Origin of the sequence: Dyella monticola (assembly GCF_003363155.1) — a bacterium.
In the GTDB taxonomy this organism is placed as follows: domain Bacteria; phylum Pseudomonadota; class Gammaproteobacteria; order Xanthomonadales; family Rhodanobacteraceae; genus Dyella_B; species Dyella_B monticola.
Window position 1 is genome coordinate 119,507 of the sequence record NZ_QRBE01000010.1, and the last position, 18,009, is coordinate 137,515.

Below are 18,009 nucleotides of genomic sequence, written 5' to 3' on the forward strand. Positions count from 1 at the left end.
CTTACCTCTTTGCTGATAATAGTGTAGAGAGGCACTTTTTTTCGCCAATTTTCCACTTTACCTCAAGGTCATTCCGGCGAAAGTGGAATCCATTGTCAATGCGAAGCATGGATTCCGGCCTTCGCCGGAATGACGTCAGGGCAAGTTGAAGTCTTGCGGGTAAAGCTAAGATGGGAGCGAAAGGCTCCTTACGCCTCAGGCCGCATATACGGGAACAACAACACATCGCGGATCGACGATGAGTTGGTGAGCAGCATCACCAACCGATCGATACCGATGCCCAAACCACCGGTGGGCGGCAAACCGACTTCCAGCGCCCTGATGTAATCGGCGTCGAAATGCATCGCTTCATCATCGCCCGACTCCTTCGCATCCACCTGCGCCTGGAAGCGTGCCGCCTGGTCTTCCGAATCGTTCAACTCAGAGAAGCCGTTGGCCAGTTCCTTACCGTTGATGAAGAGCTCGAAGCGATCGGTGATGCCCTTGTCGACGTCGTTCTCGCGCGCCAGCGGTGATACTTCCACCGGATGATCGATGATGAAGGTCGGCTGCACCAGCGTGTGCTCCACCGTCTTCTCGAAGATTTCCAGCAAGAGCTTGCCCCAGCCGTAACCCGGCTTTACCTGCAGGCCCAGGCGCTTGGCGTGCGCAGCCATGGCGTCACGGTTGCGCAGTTCTTCGCGCTTGATCTCGGGGTTGAGTTCCAGCACGGCATCTTCCATGCGCCAGCGCCGGAAGGCAGGACCGACGTCGATGGAAGCGCCTTCCCAACTGAGCTGCGTGGTACCCAGCACGTCTTTGGCGGTGTCGCGAATCACGGCCTCGGTCAGATCCATGATCTCGTGGTACGTGGCGTACGCCTGATACAGCTCCAGCATGGTGAACTCGGGGTTGTGCCGCGTGGACACGCCCTCGTTACGGAAGTTGCGGTTGATCTCGTAGACGCGGTCGAAACCACCCACCACCAGACGCTTGAGATAGAGCTCCGGCGCCACGCGCAGGAACAGATCGATATCCAGCGCGTTGTGATGCGTAATGAACGGACGCGCAGTGGCTCCGCCAGGGATGATGTGCATCATTGGCGTTTCCACTTCCATGAAGCGGCGTGGATCGGCTTCCAGCCACTTGCGCATGTAGCCGATGATCTTCGAGCGCAGCATGAAGGTGCGGCGCGCTTCCTCGGTGACGATCAGGTCGACATAGCGCTGGCGATAACGTTGTTCGACGTCGGCCAGACCGTGCCATTTGTCGGGCAATGGGCGCAGGCTCTTGGTCAACAGGCGCAGCTGATTCACCTTGATCGACAACTCGCCGGTCTTGGTGCGCATGAGCTGGCCCTGCGCGCCGACGATATCGCCCACGTCCCAGCCCTTGAAGGCTTCGTAGGTGCCCTCGCCCACCGTGCCCTGATGCACGAAGAGCTGAATGCGGCCGGTGAAATCCTGCATCTGCACGAAACTGACCTTGCCCTGCACGCGCTTGAGCACGATGCGGCCGGCCACGCTAACGCGACGTGCGGCGGCCTCGATCACTTCGGCGGTGTGCGCATCCTTATCGGCGAATTCCGTCTGCAGATCGCCGGCGAAGGCATCGACCGTGAAGTCGTTCGGAAACGCGATGCCCTGTTCACGCAGCGCCTTCAGTTTTTCGCGGCGCTCGGCGATCAGCTTGTTTTCGTCAATGGGCAGGTTGTCGGTGGATTCAGTCATGAAGATTCCAATGCAGCCGACGCTCGCGCTGGCTGCCAAACGCCTCGTTATGTATCGCTTGATTGTGAAAACAATGCCGGTGGCAATTCTTTAAGAACAGCACCCGTCAATCGCCCTTGTGGAACACCTGTTTGACCGCATGCGTGGTGGCGTGCCAGCCCTCTTTCGCGCCATGCCCGATATCGCGGCCGACATGCGCGGCGCCGTGCCCCACCGTCCTGGCAGCATTGGCCGTGCCATGCCCGACCGTGCGAGCGACATGCGCAGTGCCGTGACCCACGTCGCGAGCGCCGTTGCCAATCGCATGCCCGGCATCCTTGGCATCCTGCTTGACGGTCTGCCCCACGGCCGGAACGCATGCGAACACGCAGCACATTAGCAGGATTACGCAGATCTGCTTTGGGTTCATGGCATGACTCCGTGCTCGCAGGTTAGATCAGCCTCAGATTAGGCATCGACGCGCTTGGCGCCGGCGTCCAGGCCGGCTTTAAGGCTGGCTTCAACGAATTCGTCCAGGTCGCCATCCAGCACTTTCTGCGTGTCGGTGCGCTCGATACTGGTGCGCAGGTCCTTGATGCGGCTCTGGTCCAGCACGTAGTTGCGGATCTGGCTGCCCCAGCCGATGTCGGACTTGGTCGCCTCCAGCGCATCCTTCTCGGCATTGCGCTTCTGTATCTCCAGTTCGTACAGCTTAGCGGCCAGCATCTTCATGGCGCGGTCGCGGTTGGCGTGCTGGCTGCGCTCGGTCTGGCAGGCCACCACCACCCCGGTGGGAACGTGCGTGATACGCACGGCCGATTCGGTTTTATTGACGTGCTGACCGCCAGCACCGGACGAACGGTACACGTCGGTCTTGAGGTCGGCCGGGTTGATCTCGATGTCGATGTCGTCGTCGACTTCCGGCGATACGAACACGGACGTGAAGCTGGTGTGGCGGCGGTTGTCCGAATCGAACGGGCTTTTACGCACCAGGCGATGCACGCCGATTTCGGTTTTCAGCCAGCCGTACGCGTAATCGCCTTCGACGCGGAAGGTGGCCGATTTGATGCCGGCCACGTCGCCCGCGCTCACTTCCATCAGCTCGGTTTTCCAGCCGCGCGATTCGCACCAGCGCAGGTACATGCGCAGCAGCATTTCAGCCCAGTCCTGCGCCTCGGTGCCACCGGCGCCGGCCTGGATGTCCACGAAGGCGTTGGCCGAGTCCATCTTGCCGGAAAACATGCGCTGGAATTCCAGCTTGCTGACATTGGCATCAAGGGCCGCTACGTCGACCTGCACGGATTGCACGGTGGCCTCGTCGCCGTCGGCGGCGGCCATTTCCAGCAGTTCGCCGGCATCGGCCAGGCCTGCGGTAATGCGGTCGATGCCGCTGACGATGGTCTCGAGGCGGGCGCGTTCACGGCCCAGTTCCTGCGCGCGGGGGGGATTGTCCCAGACGTTGGGGCTTTCCAGTTCGCGGCTTACTTCTTCCAGACGCTCACGCTTGGTGGCGTAGTCAAAGATACCCCCTAAGCGATTCGATGCGGCCCTTGAGGTCCGCGATCTGCGCGAGGATCGGATTGGTTTCGATCATGTGATGAAGAACCTGAGTGGGTGCGCCCAATGGACGCGAATCAAACGATTATGGTAGCAAATCCGCTGTATAGGGCCTAGCGGATGGCCGCGCTGGCGTCCCTATCCACAGCGGGGTGCCGCCGGCGGACAGAGCGCCCCGCCACTCGCGATTCGATAGTGATCGGCAGTGATATCAACGCCCCCATGCGTCTGGTGGCATCGCTATCGATCAACGGCGAAAACGATTGCCTTTGATCAGTACCGCTAGCCCTTCACCACACCGGTAGCACGACGCCTGGCTTTTATTCCGCGCAGCGATATTCGCTAGTCATAGCGAGCCAGACGACCGCCCCTCGTCCTACCGCCTCCCCTTTTGGGCGAGGCGGCAAGAAGGGCGGCACGATTACGCCGTCGTTTCCAACGCATGCGCATGCACATCTCGAACGGCACGCCCCGAGGGATCGGCCATCGCCGCGAACGCCGGATCCCACGCCAACGCGGCCGGTGACGAGCAGGCGATGGATTTGCCGCCCGGCACCGTCGCCGCGCAGGCTTCGCCCGGAAAGAATTTCTCGAAGATGCGGCGATACAGATACGCCTCTTTCGTCGCCGGCGTGTTGAACGGATAACGCGAGGCGGCCGCGGCAAATTCGCGATCGCTGACCGCCTGCTCGGCATGCGCCTTCAGACCATCGATCCAGCCATAGCCCACGCCATCGCTGAACTGCTCCTTCTGCCGCCACAAAATGGATTCAGGCAACGCGCCGGCAAAGGCTTCACGCAACACCGCCTTTTCGATGCGGCCCTTGCCGGCCATCTTGTGTGCCGCATCCATGCTCATGGCGGTCTCCATGAATTGAAGATCGAGGAACGGTACGCGTGCTTCCACACCCCAGGCCATCATCGACTTGTTCGCGCGCAGGCAGTCGTAGCTGTGCAGTGCATCGAGCTTGCGCACGGTCTCCTCGTGGAAGGCATCGGCCGAAGGCGCTTTGTGGAAGTACAGATAACCGCCGAAAATTTCATCCGAGCCTTCACCGGACAGCACCATCTTTACACCCATGGCCTTGATGCGGCGCGCCAGCAGATACATCGGTGTCGAAGCGCGGATGGTGGTGACGTCGTAGGTCTCGACATGGCGGATCACTTCAGGCACTGCATCCAACCCTTCGGCAAAGGTGTAGACGAAACCGTGATGCACGGTCCCCAGTGCATCGGCTACCACTTTGGCGGCTGCCAGATCAGGTGAGCCTTCCAGGCCGATGGCGAAGGAATGCAGGCGCGGCCACCAGGCTTCGCTGTGATCGTCATCTTCCACGCGCTCACGCGCAAAACGGGCGGCGCAGGCGGCGACCAGGGACGAATCCAAACCACCTGAGAGCAACACACCGTAAGGCACGTCCGTCATCAACTGGCGATGCACGGCCTGCTCGAACGCCTTGCGCAATTCGCCCGGCGAACGGCCTTGGGTGGCTGCGTAGTCTCGCCATGGGCGCTCGTAGTAACGCTGCAGTGTGCCGGTCTCGCTGTCATACACGTGCCCCGGGGGAAACGGTGCAACATCCGCACACACGCCCGTCAGCGCCTTCATTTCCGAGGCCACGCACAATCGTCCATGGGCGTCATGCCCCCAATACAGCGGGCATACGCCGAAAGGATCACGCGCGATCACATAACGCTTGGCGTCGCCATCCCACAGCGCGAACGCAAAAATGCCGTTGAGCTTGTTGAGGAAATCCGTGCCATGTTCCCGGTAGAGCGCGTTAATCACTTCGCAATCCGAACCGGTCGTGAAATCGTAATGGCTGTGCGCACGCAGCTCGCGATGGTTATAGATCTCGCCGTTCACGGCCAGCGCCAGGTGACCGTCGCGGGAGCGCAGCGGCTGCGCGCCGCTGGCCGGGTCGACAATCGCCAGGCGCTCATGCACCAGGATCGCGCCGGCATCCACGAACACGCCGCTCCAATCCGGTCCTCGATGACGCTGTCGCTGGGACAGTTCCAGGGCCAGCAGTCGCAAGGCGGCGAAATCGTCGCCAGGTTGAAGGTCGAACATTCCCAGGATGGCGCACATGGTGGATTTCCTTTTGCGGTTCGTTATTTGAAGCGTAGAAAAACAAAAGGGCCCGCACGTTGGCGGGCCCTTTTGCGTGTGTTCGCTTTGCTGCTTACATCTACACGCCGGCCCGCCCGCGGTTGCGGTTATTGGTATTGGCGTTGTTATTCAGCGCAGCCACGACAGCGCCGGCCATGAAGGCGGCGACGATGTCCATGTGGTTGGCGACGTGACTATGCATGAACTCGACTAAACCATAACGCGCAACAGGGCGCAACTGTCACAACTGTAACGTTTTCGATTCACCTGTCTTCTAGCGCTTCATTGAGGAATGCGCCTATATCGAACCCGCCCAGCGCACGGCTTCGGCTAGCTCGAGGTTGGAAAACAGCTTGAAGTGTGTCGGCATGGCAAAACCGAATACGCCGGACATGGCGCGGATCCAGCCCACATCGGTCACCAGCGCGGTCCGCTCCCAGCCGCTGATATGGCGGAACCCGAGCTTGACGTCATCCCACATCGCACCGGGCGCGAACCCCAGGAAATCCTCACCGACGTGCACGACCAGGCGCAGTTTAGGGTTCAACGCAAACGCGGCCTCGATGTCGGGCACCATGACGTTCTCGTAATCCTGTGCGGTCACCAGGCCGCTCATGCGAAAGCCCAGGACACCATTCGGAAGACTGGCCAGTTGCTCGATCACGACACGCACCTCCTGCCTGCAGGGACCGTTATATCCAACCTCCATCATCCGTCTATTGCAAGCTATTTATCGCGCTTGAGCCTCCCGCTGGAGGAGCGACTCCATGAAGCGTTTATCGTCGTGTCGCTCCTGCGGTTTCGCTGCTGCTTGGCCGGTCGCCGTTCTTCAGTAGATGCCACCGGAGGCATACTCGACGACGAGGCCGATTGAGCACGTCTGCGCGCGCTGATCGGCAGCTCTCGTTCGCGCTTGCTGCCTGCTGTCGTCGCGGATGGCGACGACGTCAAGTGTGAAGCCGCCGACAACGCGGAGAAGGACACTGCTGCGCTCTTGCGCGCCTCGCCCGCCCCACCGGGTCCACCCGCTTCACGCTCGCGTTTAACGCCCTTCTTCCCTGCAGATCGCGAAAGCTGTGCGGCAGATGTCGGCAACGCCGCAGACGACGACGAACTGGAGGATGAGGAGGAGAGCGGCGAACTGGATGAGGGCGACGATAATTCCGGAAATGCTCCGGTTGTGCGCAGTACCCGCATGTCCGCCGCGCGTTTGAGATGATCCGCGCGCTCATCCTTGCTCAGGAGACTCTCCGGTGTCTTTCTCAGCCACAATGCTCCCGCGCGTGGCGGCGGATACATTTTCCAGACGCGTGAATTTCGTAGAAGGGGGCTTTTTGCCGCTTTCCATGGAACACCTCGCTTATCTATTCGCTTGACGCTCTTCACGATGAAATGAGCGTCCCTCCCCCATACCGTCCACCAACCGCTGCCTACAACCGTTCAAGAGCGCTCTTAAACCACGGAACGCCGCTTATGCGCCGTTGCCTTTGAGGTTCCTTTTTGCCACGTATTCCCGTCGCAATGCCTTGTGCTGCGATGCGTCCAGCTTGGTGAGATCGGTAGTTGTCGCTTTCTTCTCCCACCATGAGCCCAATTTACTCAACGCTTGTTGGCGTTGATCGAGGGGCAAATGCTCATTCCTCGCGATGTCGTGTATCGCACCTAACTTTTGCGCAAATTTGTCTTTGTGCGCCCATTTTCTTTGCGCCTTGTCCGCCTGGGCTGCCAGCCCTGCATCTCTTAATGTCTTATCGACAAACGTGCGTTTTGCCGCCCTGTATGCATCAGGGTCAGACTTGTCCACTCCCTGCGCCTTGAACATGTGCTTGGCGATACCGCGTGGGCCGGGATAATTGACGATGGCGTGCCTATCCATTTTCCTTTGCAGGTATTCGTCGCGAAGATTCAGGCGAACGGAAAGGTTGTCCGGATTCTTCGCCGCTTCCAGTTCACCGGTCTTGCCTTTCCACCATTCGCCCAGTGCACTGGCATCCTTGCCTTCCAACTCTTTGAATTTTGCTTCGAAGCGTGCTTTGGCCTGTTTACGCGCCTGGACATGCGCCGTGGGAATACTTCCGGCCAGACCTACGTGACTGTTGAAAATATTAACGGCCTCCTGCTTTCCTGGCGTATTGTCGACGTCGGACAGACGATCCAATTTTTCCCGCAGTTTGCTTGCGCCATACTTTTCATTATTGGACCACTCGGCTTTACCGAGCTGAGGAAACGATTCGAGCAAGTCTTTGCCGAAATTCGGCTGCGGGTCCACACCTCCGCTTTTCATTTTCCATTTGGCCGCCATGACACTGGCGCGCAGCGCGGAGCCGACGTGATGAATGTTGAGCGCGCGACTGCCGGTGACGTCTTCCAGAAACGAACCGAGGGCCAGGCCGCCCCAATGCTCCGTGTTCTCGCTGGGACTGCCCGCCTTTACCCGCTTTCCTTCCTTGACTGCGTAGGTATCGTCGGCAAGGTACTTGATGGCCTGACTTTCCACCGTGGCACGCCTGAGCGATATAGCGCTGGGAACCAATTTATTGATGTGGGTCTTGGAGTCGCCGTAATACGCCGTGGTATAGGTGGCGCCTGGATTGCCGCTGAAAAGCCCCTGAGTCCATGGAAGACGGCCCTCGGATATCCATTCCCGAGTGGAAAACGTGCCGTATCTTTTTATGCTTGCCGGATCGTCGTTGGATTTCTTGTAAGGAATATCCAGCTTGGTAAACACCGAGGTATTGCTGCCGCCTCTTGCCAGCGCCTCGATACCTCCCGTAAACGCCCTTCCCCGTGTGACCAGAGGCGCCACCGGCAGAGATGGCTGCACTTGCGGCTGAAGCTTTTTGGGTCGCTCGTACTTGCTCGGCGATCCGCTATGGGCGCGTTTCTTATCTTCCATCGCTGCGATCTCCCAGTGCCAAGGTAATCCATACGCGTCGCTGCCTCATGCAAACCGAAGCGCCACCCTGGCGGGTCTTTGGACAATCGTGCCCGACCCCGATTATTCGTTTACCGTCGTTCGTGATTAGCCGAATGGTCATGCGTCAAATCCCCGAGATTGCAAACGTTCAGGCGTTACATTGATCTTCATCATTCACATGCGGGGAGAACGCAATCAGCGCTTGTGATGATCATAAATAGATCCGACTTGGTCTTGATTGGCCTTGTTACCCTGAAGCGTTATGAAGGGGGTCGCACGAATGACAGTCGTGTCTTTTTTCCGGTCATGCACCGCGCCTTCATGCTGACCACCGAAGGGCACACCCGGAGCTCCGCTGACAACGGAATGTTCGCCGATTTTTTCCCCAAACATATCGCCACAATGGAAGCACACCTGGTTGGGAATACTTGCAAATATCCCGACCGTGCCGGTGTCATGCTCCAGCTTGGTACTCCGGTCAAGATTGTGAAATGTCATGGCCATCGGCTCGGAGTGGAAGGCCTGCGCCGGACTGCCACTTTTGCCACGCGCCTTTGCCACCTCGATGCTCGGCCCATATAAGGCCTGCGATGCGCTGCTATGCGTTTTGTCCAACCCCGCGCCGGAGACACCCATGGCGTGGGTTGCTCCAGTAGCTTCGAATTCGCCTTTGGTAGAGTCATAGCGTACTTTCATGAAATCGGAGAGCACGGTATTGACCGATTGCGGCGTACCCCTGGTGTTGACGGCGGGCTGGATAAGCCGCCCTCCACTCTCCTCGTATTTCTCGATAAAGGCTTTTTTGTCGCCTTTGCCCGCCGGCGTAACCGCAAGGGCTTCTGACGTCGGCAGAGAATGCAGGCGCCAGCCGCTTATCGCGCCCTTCATCTCCGAAAGTCCAGCTACCGAGCCACGCCTCGATCGATACATGCGCGTCGCTGCACCTGTTCCCCAGTCCTGAATAGTCTCGATCGGTTCAAGCCCGGTGCTCTTGATGTACTGCACTACTTCAGAGGTCGTTTTGGGCGATATGTTGGAGAATGCGTGGTACTGGAGAGTCGATCCGGAGTCGATCTTCCGCGGCTGGAAACTCTCATGCGAAAACGTCAAGGAGGGCTTCGTTAGCGCCGTCAACCCGGATGCAGGCAAGGGCAACTGAGGCGCTTGCGGGGGAGGTACCGGCAAGGGAGGCGAGTGCAATTGCGGCGCCTGGGCATGGCTCAAACCCGGGGCGGAAACAGCCTGTGGATCGACCTTGGCTTTCTTCTGCGCCGGTTGCTGCTTCTTGATGAAACTTGAATCGGTACTTGGAGCAGGTGTTTTTATACCTTGAGCCGGCGCCGCGGATGTGGTCGCTTGGCCGCGCGGCACGAACAGGGGAACGGCTGCGCCGGTCCTCTTGCCAGTTCTCTTTCCTGCGCCGTTGGCCATATTCCTTCCCGCTTGAAAAGTTGGGATAACACGCGCAACGGTAACGTTACCGCCTGCTCAGAACTGCCGTAGCCATCATGAGGAGCAACCCATCAACGCGATTGAAGAATCGAGCTCAGTCAGTAACGCAGCCAGACGTGATGAAAACGCGGGAATGCTTTTCCCGCGCTGTTCCTCAGGTATGCGCGCGAAGAACACCAGATCCTCGTCAGGTGGCTGCGCATGAACATGCAGGCGCCAAAAGCCGACCGCGGACAACGCATCGATGGAGCGCGCGTTGTCGGCGTAGACGGAAGTAAACAACGACTCGACACCTTGCGCCTGCGCTTGGCGAAACACTAATCGGGCCACACGCTGCCCATAGCCGTGACCCTGATGCTCGTTGCCGATCCAAAAGTAGAAATAGCCGCCGTTACGACCCGCATGCAGGCTTACCACGCCCACGAATCCGTGACTGGCGGACATCACCGCAAAAGTGGATCGACGTGGATCGCCGCTTTGCTCGGCCATCCAGTCGCACACTTCTTCCACCGAGCCCAGTTCCGGCAGGCGCGTGAGCATGGCGATCTGCGGATCGTGGTATTGCCGTAGAAAACTCTCGGCATGCTCATAGCCGAGCGGCTCGATGGAAAGATCGCCATCGCGCGCAAGGTCCGGTCGATACCATGCAAGCGTGCGCCAACGGTTCAGGCGCGTATCCAGTTCTTCACGTAACGCAATAGCCCCCGCATCATCCGGATCAAGCTCATCCAGTTGCTGGCGCGCCAACGTTGCGTAACCACTGCATGCGTTGCAATAGGCGACACAGGCGTTATTCGCATCCGCCTCAAAAATGCGCCTGGCGAGGTCGAAGAATCCCCAGTGCGTGGCGAGCAAACCAAGCGCATGCCGCAATACCCCCTGCGACGAAGTGCGCGGACAATGCACCCATGCACGCTGCAAGGCTTCTCGCCAATTTCCGCGTTCCAACACACCTAGCGATGGCGGCGATTCGCACCATCGGCCCAACACCGCCTCCAGCACCGCCATGTCGTAAGCGCTGGTGTGCAGCAATGCGAGGTATGGCGATGGCTCCGTATCTGCCGGTAACGCGTGCGCGAGTTGCGCACATGTCTGAGCCAACTCCGGATGGGCTGCGTTCAAGACGTCGCGCAGCACGCGCGTCGTTGAGTCGCAAAGGTGCCTATCGCCGTGGCGCCAAATAGCTTGTGTGACGACGCCTCGCTCATTTAGTTGGTGGTGATGCACCCATGCGCCGTGAACGGATGGCTCCCAGGACAAGGCATGAAAGTTCACAGGCTGCGGTTGACCGCCCTCACTCCCCTGATGCGAGGGCGCCAATGCACCCAACCGGATGCGACTTTCGTCCACTACGCCGTGGTCGGCGGCAAGCCACAGGAATCGGTTGCGGCTAAGCGTTGCCACACTCCCAAGCAAGCGCAGCGCCGCCGATGGTACTTGCACGCATGCGCTCTGGATGACCCGCAGGTAACGCCGCCTGAGCGTCTGGGACAAGGATCGATCCTTATCCAGTATCGTCCACCGATATTCGACCGCTTGCGTTTCGTCCTCGGGGCAAACACGCACGCGGCCTTCCATCCACTGTCCGTAGTGGACGCCACGCAAACTGCATGAAAGGCGATGCAGATAATCGTGCGCAAGCACCACAACAGGGTTGGTGGTATCCAGTCCGGCCTGCACCCGCCACGCCTCCCCATCGATTGGATCGAGCGTGACCACGGTCAGATTCTGGGTGACACTCAACCCCGCATCCCCACGCCATGCGTCGACATCGGTGCCGGGCGAAACGCAGGCAACATAGCGCAGGCGATAATCGCGCGCGGATGATGCGTTCCAGATGCGCTCAAGCGCCTGCCACATCAAATGAGAAAAATGGCCATCGTCGCCCACCAAGTCCACGATCACTACGGGGTGATCGGAATCGATGGCGCCCATAGACCGCCATGCGTCGCAACAGCGTGCAATGACGTGCGCCCACCCCGCAGCCAGCAAGGGCGATGCCGACATCGTCGATACGTCACTGAGCCCTTGTTGCGCAAGGAACGTTTCATAGGCGACGCCGCTATCATCATCGGCAGGCAAAGGTACCTTACGCTGCTCCACAACTTGGATATCTGCTACAGCCATGATGCCTACCTCGCAGAGGTTGAATGGGATGACGCGCATGGCTGCGCTCATACCGCTGTCTCGCGCAAAACAGTTACGACGGTGACTTCACGATTACGCTTTTTCCTGCGTCTGCATGCCGAGTAGCTCCAGCACGTCGATTCGCCCTGCGCACTTGTGAAACACCTCGTAATACAGCTCTGCTGCATTGAGCCCGCCCCATTCCACGGCGCGGCGGATCAGATACGGCACGGGGCTATGCGGCTCGATTCGCAGCAGGAATTCGGCGATGTCTGCCAACGCTTGATAGGCCCGATCGCGGTCAGTGAAGGCCGCTTCGTCCTGATGTCCATGCGCATCCTCGGCTGGGCTGACGACATCGGCCTGGTCAATGACCGGCGACGATTCCACAACGGGCTCCATTCCTACGCCGCGTCGCGCCATCTCGCCGCGCAGCAAGGTCTGCATGCATGCAAGCAGTTCCTCAAGCCGACCCAACGATGGGGCCTCGGACGCCAGGCGTGCGCGCAAGCTATGCTCCATCGCTTCGATGGCCTTGCGCGCACAGACGAGCTGTGCGTGGCGTTCGCGCAACCCATCCAGCGAAACCACCTCCAGCAGGCGGTGCAAGTCGTCGAGCGTAGCGGCTTCCTTTGCTTCTTCCGGCAATTTGCCGTGCGCTGAACGCAGGCGTTCGTAATGATGCGCCACTTCCCAGTGCGACCAGCAGGCGGCTTCCTCGTCGTTGGCAATCAGCGGGATCAATGACAACGATCTTGGTAACTTCTCGTTAATCCATCGCACGATATTGATGCGCGCCTCAAAGTCGCCCCCGTCGCCTTGCGGGTGCAGATCGTCCCACCAGCATTCGCATAGCCCCCGCAACAATTCGATGCATGGCGCCAGCGCGGCAAACTCGCGCTGATGGATTTCCGACTCCAGCAACCAGGCCGCCAGCTGCAGATCCTTGGCGCTGCCACTGAGTATGTTGGCGATCAGCGAGGACACCTTGGCCCAGTTCGCCCGTTTGGGTTCGACGGCCCACGAGCCCATGGGCAGCGTGGTGTCATCGCTGCGCCGCGCTTGCTCGACCATGCGATACATCATGGTGCCGCGCACCGCCAGCCCCGCCGGGCATGCGCCTTCCAGCGGCGCCAGCATCTGGTGCAGCGAGACGCCAAGGTGGCGCTCGAAGTAGCCATGATCGGTCAATGGCTTGGATGGCGTTTCGCACGACGGCATCCCTTCGTGCTCGATCGCGGACGCAGGCAGGCTCATCGTAGGAACTCCTTGCGGAAGGGAATCATTTCCACAGCACCGGCGCCTCCTGCGGGAAGGTCGGCATGGTCAGCGGCACGATCGCCTTGGTGGTGGGATCGGGCGCGCTGAACTTCATCGTCAGATAGAACTCGGCGTTTTGCGTGCTGCGTTTATTCGCGCTCGCATCGGCCGCCGCCAACACCGGCAACTGGAAGCGCAGCATCTGCAGGCTTGGGTCGAGTGCATCGCCTGGAGATGGGGACTTGTGTGTGTCGAGCAAATGCAGCAAGGCCCACGATCCGCCTGACTGGAACACGGCGTCGTAGCCGCTCACGTTGAGATCCGACTGCGAGGGATCGGGCACGGGCGTAAAGCGCGAACGATCCGCCCATTGCAGATCCAGTGAAACAGGATCGCCGATGTTCCACGCCACGCCGGCTACGTTGCCGGGCCACTTGGCGGTGTTGCCACCCACATGCAACGTCCAGGCGATCAGCTGATTGCTAAGCGGTGAATTGGCCGGCAACGCGCGGAAGCCGGCATTGACCGTGATGGGCTGGCTCTGCGGCTGAGCCAGCAGATTGCCCGCGAAAAATGCTTGCACGGCGTCCAATTGACCGATGAAGGTCTTCATGCGCTCAGCCTTCGCGCCGGTCGCCGTGGCGAGCCAGGTTTCGAGCTCCGGCTTTTCCTTGGCGTAGTACACGAAGAACGCCTTGACGATGGCAGGCGTCACTTCCTGCGCATCCGGCGGACCAAACGGATAGCGCCCTGCGAGCTGGTTGTTGAACAACATGCCAATGCGCATGAAATGCAGATCGGAGTTATCACCACCGCGACCAGTGCATTTGGCTTGCGCGATTTGGAAAATCGCCTTGCGTTGCTCGGAGAACAGGTCGTTACCCACAGCCGGCGACGCGTAGCCATTGAGCACGCTCGTGCAGTTGGCGTAGGTCAACGTGGCCAATTGCTTGAGGAAGAAATCGTTGAGCTGCGCGACCTGCCCTGCCGGATCGGCAAATTGCACGGCGCGATTGAGCTCGCTGATCGTGTTCCCCCAGTATGTATCGGTATGCGTATTGACGCGTTGACTGTTATTGACGCCAGTAACGCCCTTCAACAACGTGACGAACGGTGCCGCATAGCCCGCAAGCACCTGCACACGCGCGAGCTGTCTGTCCAGATAATCCTGCAGCACCGGCGTGCTGCCGAGGTCAAACAGCGGCGTGCTGTCGTCCGTACCGTCCTGTGCGGGCGGGTTGTACAGTTGACTGGACGAGACCAGCAACGACGCATCGTTCAACATCGTGGAAGCGTAGTTCTGCTCGCACTGACCCACGTCATCGGCCAATGTCTTGAATTTCAGGTTCTGCATTTGGTTGAGCCACTGCGTCATCGGCTGCAGCGTGGCGGACATATCCGTGCTTTGGGATGACAACTGACGATCCAGTTGCGAGGTCGCATCCAGGCCGGTATCTGGCGATTGGCCGGGCTGCCCACGTTGATTGCGCGCCAGGGAGTCCTTGATCACCATGTCCAATTGCTCGCGCGCGAGGACCTCGTAGAGAGGCTCGTCATCCGCCCTCGCATCGGCGTCTGTAGGGGCTTGCACAGGCGCACCCGCGGCGGCGGATGCTTGATCGGCGATCTTTTGTTCGCTCAGGAAAACTTGATATTGGCGCATGTAGGACATGAGTTCGCCGAACACCTCGCCGTCCCAGCCGCCCGTATAGGGGTTGCAACTGTATTGCTGCGAGGATTCCAACTGCATGAAACCAACACTTGCCAAGGCCTTGAGCCCTGCCGCTTCATTGGACATCTCCGGACTCAGACCATTGAGCTGCTGAGCCGCCGCATCGAACTGGAACAACAATCCATGGGATGGCAGCGTTTCCGAACTCAAGCTGTCGATGGCCGGCTGATAGCACTGCGCGGTGCTGAAATCCTGCAACGTACCCTGCAAGCTTGAGCTATAGCGATGATGGTCGATCAGGTTTTTGATACCTGGAGCAATGGCATCGCTGAGCTTGGTGCAGGGATTGTCGCTCGGCGTGGTGAGTAGCCAGTCGCTGCGGATCCAGCCCAACCAAGTGTTGAAAGCGCGCAGCTTCTGCAGAAAAGGAGGTTTTGCATCGTTGAGTACGGCAAGTCTCTGCGTGCCCAGCCGCACCCGTTGCAGCAGATAAATCCTGGCATCGCTGGCCATTTTCTGGAACTGCTCCGCCAGCCGCGTCCGCACATCGGGTGTAATAGACGGTGGATCAGGATACGTCGACTGCACCAATGCATCGGCCAGGTCGCTGTTCTCCTTCATCGTGCCGGGCGGCAACGGGGTTTGATACACGTATTGCCACAGCACGCCAAATTCGAGCAGGAGCTTATGCTTGTCGGTCTGCACGCCTTGCTGGGCGATATCCGCGAAGCGGTCCAGGTTGTCTTCCAGCGCACTCAGGTCGGCCAGTTGCTGTTGCAGTTGAACCTTGTCTCGTTGAAATGCGACGGCAGGGCCGGCTCCCTGCACCGATTTGGACTTGGGATCGGCCAGCGTGGTGTCCGACAAGGCACTGATCTTCTGCTGGAGCTTGCAGGCGAGTGACGGGAACACGACGGTTTCCAGCGCTTTGCGCGAGACACCGGTGATACGGCTATTGATGCGCGAATCCAGCCAGGACAACGGTATGGCGACATAGCGCGTGCGCTGATCCAGCGAGCCGACCTCCATGAGCAGTTTGGATAGCCGTTCTTCATCCAGGCATTCGCTCTGCGTCAGCGCTTTGCTGCTGACTGAAATGTTTATCACCGTCTGGCGCAAGTCATGCACTTGTTTGCTGACCTGCGCCGAACTCCATGGCAGGCCCACCATCAACGCCACCATGGCGGCGAGCAGGCCTACCTGCAACTGGCGGATGATGCGATTGCGCGCCAGCAAACCTTTCTGCGTGCGCTGCGCGAGATTGCGCTCGGCAAAAAACTTGTCGCGCACCAGGCCTTCGATGAACGCCACATCGTCGCGCGCGCCATCGCGGACATTCTGCGGCTTGTCCCCGCCCACCACACCGGTGAAATACACCCCACGGCAGAAGGCGCGCGCTTCGTACACATTGGGTTTGAACACGATCTCCAGGAACTCCCGCACCGGCGTCTGGAGCACGCTCATAAATTGCGGAAAGAGGAAAAAGTCGTCGACGTCCTGGATTTCGTCGCGCGCGGTCGCTGCCTGCAAGACCAACCCACGCAGGCCGACGATCAGCTTGTCGAACACCTTGGCCACCCATTCGGACGGCAAGCCGTTATCGTCGATGGTCGGGCTGGACCATCCGGCAACCTGGCTGCGCAATGCGCTCTTCTGGGCGGACCAGAATGCCGTGAAGCCCTGCACGGTATCGCATTGGCTGATGACGACGTACACCGGCAACGCAAAGCCGAATGCGGCTTGCAAGTCGTTGATGCGCGCAAACGCGTAACGGCCCAGCGCCGCGCGTCCAGCCGCGTCTGCGCCCAGCAGGCGCGATGCGGAAATCACCCATACCACGCCGTCGAGCGCGCGATCCGGTCGCAGGCTGTCGAAATTGGCGAGCATGTCGCGCCACAGCGAATCGTTCGCCTGCCCATTCGTTTTCGAAGCCGGATCACCGAGCACGCCGACCGGATCGATCAGCATGCCTTTTTCAAGGAACAGCCAATCGGAATGGGGAACGGCCTTGCGCAGAAAGTCTTCATGCGACCGATCGCCCTGTCGCGACAGGCGGCGCAGGTCGGCGGGAACCGACGCGGCGATGCTGCTTTTCCCGTCGCCTTGAAAACCCATCAGCAACAGCCACGAGCTGCGGTAACGCCAATCCTTGCGTGCTGCCACGTAGCGCACGGCGCGGTCGATGCTCTGATAGGCGCGACGCAATCGATCGCGCACATCGATCCAGCGCCATGCGCGCGCGGTGGTCGCGGCCTTGGCCGGCGCTGCGGCTACCTTGGATGTGCGCGCACGCCATAGCAGCCAAACGATCAGCACGAAGGCGACCGCGGCCAGCAGCAGGCATGCGACGAACGCGCTCATGGTCTTCGCCGTGCCCCCCGCAACATGGAAAAAATGCGTGCACCATATGCAGGCGCGTCAGCACGGCGTGGACTGCCGATGGGCGCCGATGCCAGCGCGCTCATGCGGCCTCCTTGATCACGTTCAACAACGACCGGGTGAGCGCCCACCACACGACCGACGATACGAGCAGATAGACCAGCGCCCCATACGCCAGCGCGCGCAGCCACGGCGCCAGCGCGATGCGTGTATTGTCGTGATTGGAGACCACGGTGTATTCATAGGCCTGCGGGAACATGTAGGCGTTGCCGCTGCCCTGCGCCTGGGTGGCGATCGGATAGAGCTTGCCGCGCAATGCATGCAGCGCATCGCGCCCGTCCTCGCCACCGCGATACATGCCCTGGAAGCCAAGCTGCATGGACAACAGCAGCACCGCGGCGAAATCGGCATCCAGCGGGGAGCGATCGCGGCTATCGATCAGGCTCTGCACATATGAAAAAAATTGGCGGCCGGCGATACGCGTGCGGTAAAACGTGTATTCCAGCAGATGCTCAGGCCAATGTTCGGCGACCGGCCATTGCAGGTTGAGAATGAAAATCTCATCGGCCAGCGCAACCATGACGTAGCGCGTGTCCTTGTAGGCCTTTTGTTCCGCCGGCGTGGCCGCGGCGACCAGGCGCGTCTGGCTCTCCAGTACGTCGATCAGGTGCTTGGCCACGCGCTCGGCAAGGTCATGCGCGGCCAGCTGTTCATGCGGCGCCTCCGGCTGCAGCAGACGCACCAGTCCACCGCTATGCGCGGCAAGTTTTATCCTGGCCACTTCCTCGTAGAAACCGGCGAAGCAGCTCAGCAGAAAACTGCGCGAAGGATTGGCCATGGGCGC

Annotated in this window: 13 protein-coding genes; 1 reads left to right on the top strand and 12 read right to left on the bottom strand. The window is 60.0% G+C overall.

Annotated elements, in window-relative coordinates:
* Nucleotides 1–188: 188 nt before the first annotated feature.
* From lysS to DWU98_RS15930, 6 genes are all read right to left on the bottom strand, one after another.
* Nucleotides 189–1,709 (bottom strand): lysine--tRNA ligase, encoded by a 1,521-nt coding sequence (lysS, locus tag DWU98_RS15910; RefSeq protein WP_115496543.1) that lies wholly within the window; start codon nucleotides 1,707–1,709, stop codon nucleotides 189–191.
* 106 nt (nucleotides 1,710–1,815) lie between these two features.
* Nucleotides 1,816–2,118, bottom strand: a complete 303-nt coding sequence (locus DWU98_RS15915; protein ID WP_115496544.1) for a hypothetical protein — start codon at nucleotides 2,116–2,118, stop codon at nucleotides 1,816–1,818.
* A gap of 38 nt (nucleotides 2,119–2,156) precedes the next feature.
* Nucleotides 2,157–3,282, bottom strand: a protein-coding gene (prfB, locus tag DWU98_RS15920) for a peptide chain release factor 2 (protein WP_115496545.1) whose coding sequence is annotated in 2 segments (ribosomal slippage) — nucleotides 2,157–3,206 and nucleotides 3,208–3,282 — 1,125 coding nt in all. Because the reading frame shifts where the segments join, the coding sequence is not laid out codon by codon here.
* A 384-nt stretch (nucleotides 3,283–3,666) separates the two neighbouring features.
* On the bottom strand, nucleotides 3,667–5,337 hold the full coding sequence (gene asnB / locus DWU98_RS15925) for an asparagine synthase B (protein ID WP_115496546.1): 1,671 nt from the start codon (nucleotides 5,335–5,337) through the stop codon (nucleotides 3,667–3,669).
* A gap of 100 nt (nucleotides 5,338–5,437) precedes the next feature.
* Nucleotides 5,438–5,560, bottom strand: coding sequence for a hypothetical protein (locus DWU98_RS22435; protein WP_268990244.1), 123 nt, complete (start codon nucleotides 5,558–5,560; stop codon nucleotides 5,438–5,440).
* 96 nt (nucleotides 5,561–5,656) lie between these two features.
* The gene (locus DWU98_RS15930; protein ID WP_230474874.1) at nucleotides 5,657–6,022 is read right to left on the bottom strand and encodes a SpoIIAA family protein; all 366 of its coding nucleotides are present in this window, start codon (nucleotides 6,020–6,022) and stop codon (nucleotides 5,657–5,659) included.
* Nucleotides 6,023–6,271: 249 nt separating this feature from the next.
* Between DWU98_RS15930 and DWU98_RS15935 the strand changes: the two genes are divergently transcribed.
* A complete protein-coding gene (locus DWU98_RS15935) occupies nucleotides 6,272–6,577 on the top strand; it encodes a hypothetical protein (protein ID WP_115496547.1) in 306 nt (101 codons plus the stop codon).
* A 252-nt stretch (nucleotides 6,578–6,829) separates the two neighbouring features.
* On the opposite strand, the gene DWU98_RS15940 is transcribed toward DWU98_RS15935, so the two are convergent.
* The 6 genes from DWU98_RS15940 to DWU98_RS15965 all read right to left on the bottom strand — a co-directional run bounded on the left by DWU98_RS15940 (nucleotide 6,830) and on the right by DWU98_RS15965 (nucleotide 18,003).
* Nucleotides 6,830–8,254 (bottom strand): hypothetical protein, encoded by a 1,425-nt coding sequence (locus DWU98_RS15940; protein WP_115496548.1) that lies wholly within the window; start codon nucleotides 8,252–8,254, stop codon nucleotides 6,830–6,832.
* A 216-nt stretch (nucleotides 8,255–8,470) separates the two neighbouring features.
* Entirely contained in the window at nucleotides 8,471–9,706 is a 1,236-nt protein-coding gene (locus tag DWU98_RS15945; protein WP_115496549.1) for a hypothetical protein, read from the bottom strand.
* A 75-nt stretch (nucleotides 9,707–9,781) separates the two neighbouring features.
* The gene (locus DWU98_RS15950) at nucleotides 9,782–11,854 is read right to left on the bottom strand and encodes a GNAT family N-acetyltransferase (RefSeq protein WP_158545082.1); all 2,073 of its coding nucleotides are present in this window, start codon (nucleotides 11,852–11,854) and stop codon (nucleotides 9,782–9,784) included.
* A gap of 93 nt (nucleotides 11,855–11,947) precedes the next feature.
* A complete protein-coding gene (tssA, locus tag DWU98_RS15955; protein WP_115496551.1) occupies nucleotides 11,948–13,111 on the bottom strand; it encodes a type VI secretion system protein TssA in 1,164 nt (387 codons plus the stop codon).
* Nucleotides 13,112–13,136: 25 nt separating this feature from the next.
* A complete protein-coding gene (locus tag DWU98_RS15960) occupies nucleotides 13,137–17,147 on the bottom strand; it encodes a type VI secretion protein IcmF/TssM N-terminal domain-containing protein (protein ID WP_115496552.1) in 4,011 nt (1,336 codons plus the stop codon).
* 100 nt (nucleotides 17,148–17,247) lie between these two features.
* Nucleotides 17,248–18,003: a DotU family type IV/VI secretion system protein gene (locus DWU98_RS15965; RefSeq protein ID WP_115496553.1), complete on the bottom strand. Its 756-nt coding sequence runs from the start codon at nucleotides 18,001–18,003 to the stop codon at nucleotides 17,248–17,250.
* Nucleotides 18,004–18,009: the final 6 nt, after the last annotated feature.

What these genes read in the sequence shown, in the direction of transcription:
- DWU98_RS15960 (WP_115496552.1), bottom strand. Translation starts at nt 17,147, where the DNA reads ATGAGCGCGTTCGTCGCATGCCTGCTGCTGGCCGCGGTCGCCTTCGTG.
- lysS (WP_115496543.1), bottom strand. Translation starts at nt 1,709, where the DNA reads ATGACTGAATCCACCGACAACCTGCCCATTGACGAAAACAAGCTGATC.
- DWU98_RS15945 (WP_115496549.1), bottom strand. Translation starts at nt 9,706, where the DNA reads ATGGCCAACGGCGCAGGAAAGAGAACTGGCAAGAGGACCGGCGCAGCC.
- DWU98_RS15950 (WP_158545082.1), bottom strand. Translation starts at nt 11,854, where the DNA reads ATGGCTGTAGCAGATATCCAAGTTGTGGAGCAGCGTAAGGTACCTTTG.
- asnB (WP_115496546.1), bottom strand. Translation starts at nt 5,337, where the DNA reads ATGTGCGCCATCCTGGGAATGTTCGACCTTCAACCTGGCGACGATTTC.
- tssA (WP_115496551.1), bottom strand. Translation starts at nt 13,111, where the DNA reads ATGAGCCTGCCTGCGTCCGCGATCGAGCACGAAGGGATGCCGTCGTGC.
- DWU98_RS15915 (WP_115496544.1), bottom strand. Translation starts at nt 2,118, where the DNA reads ATGAACCCAAAGCAGATCTGCGTAATCCTGCTAATGTGCTGCGTGTTC.
- DWU98_RS15965 (WP_115496553.1), bottom strand. Translation starts at nt 18,003, where the DNA reads ATGGCCAATCCTTCGCGCAGTTTTCTGCTGAGCTGCTTCGCCGGTTTC.
- DWU98_RS15940 (WP_115496548.1), bottom strand. Translation starts at nt 8,254, where the DNA reads ATGGAAGATAAGAAACGCGCCCATAGCGGATCGCCGAGCAAGTACGAG.
- DWU98_RS22435 (WP_268990244.1), bottom strand. Translation starts at nt 5,560, where the DNA reads ATGCATAGTCACGTCGCCAACCACATGGACATCGTCGCCGCCTTCATG.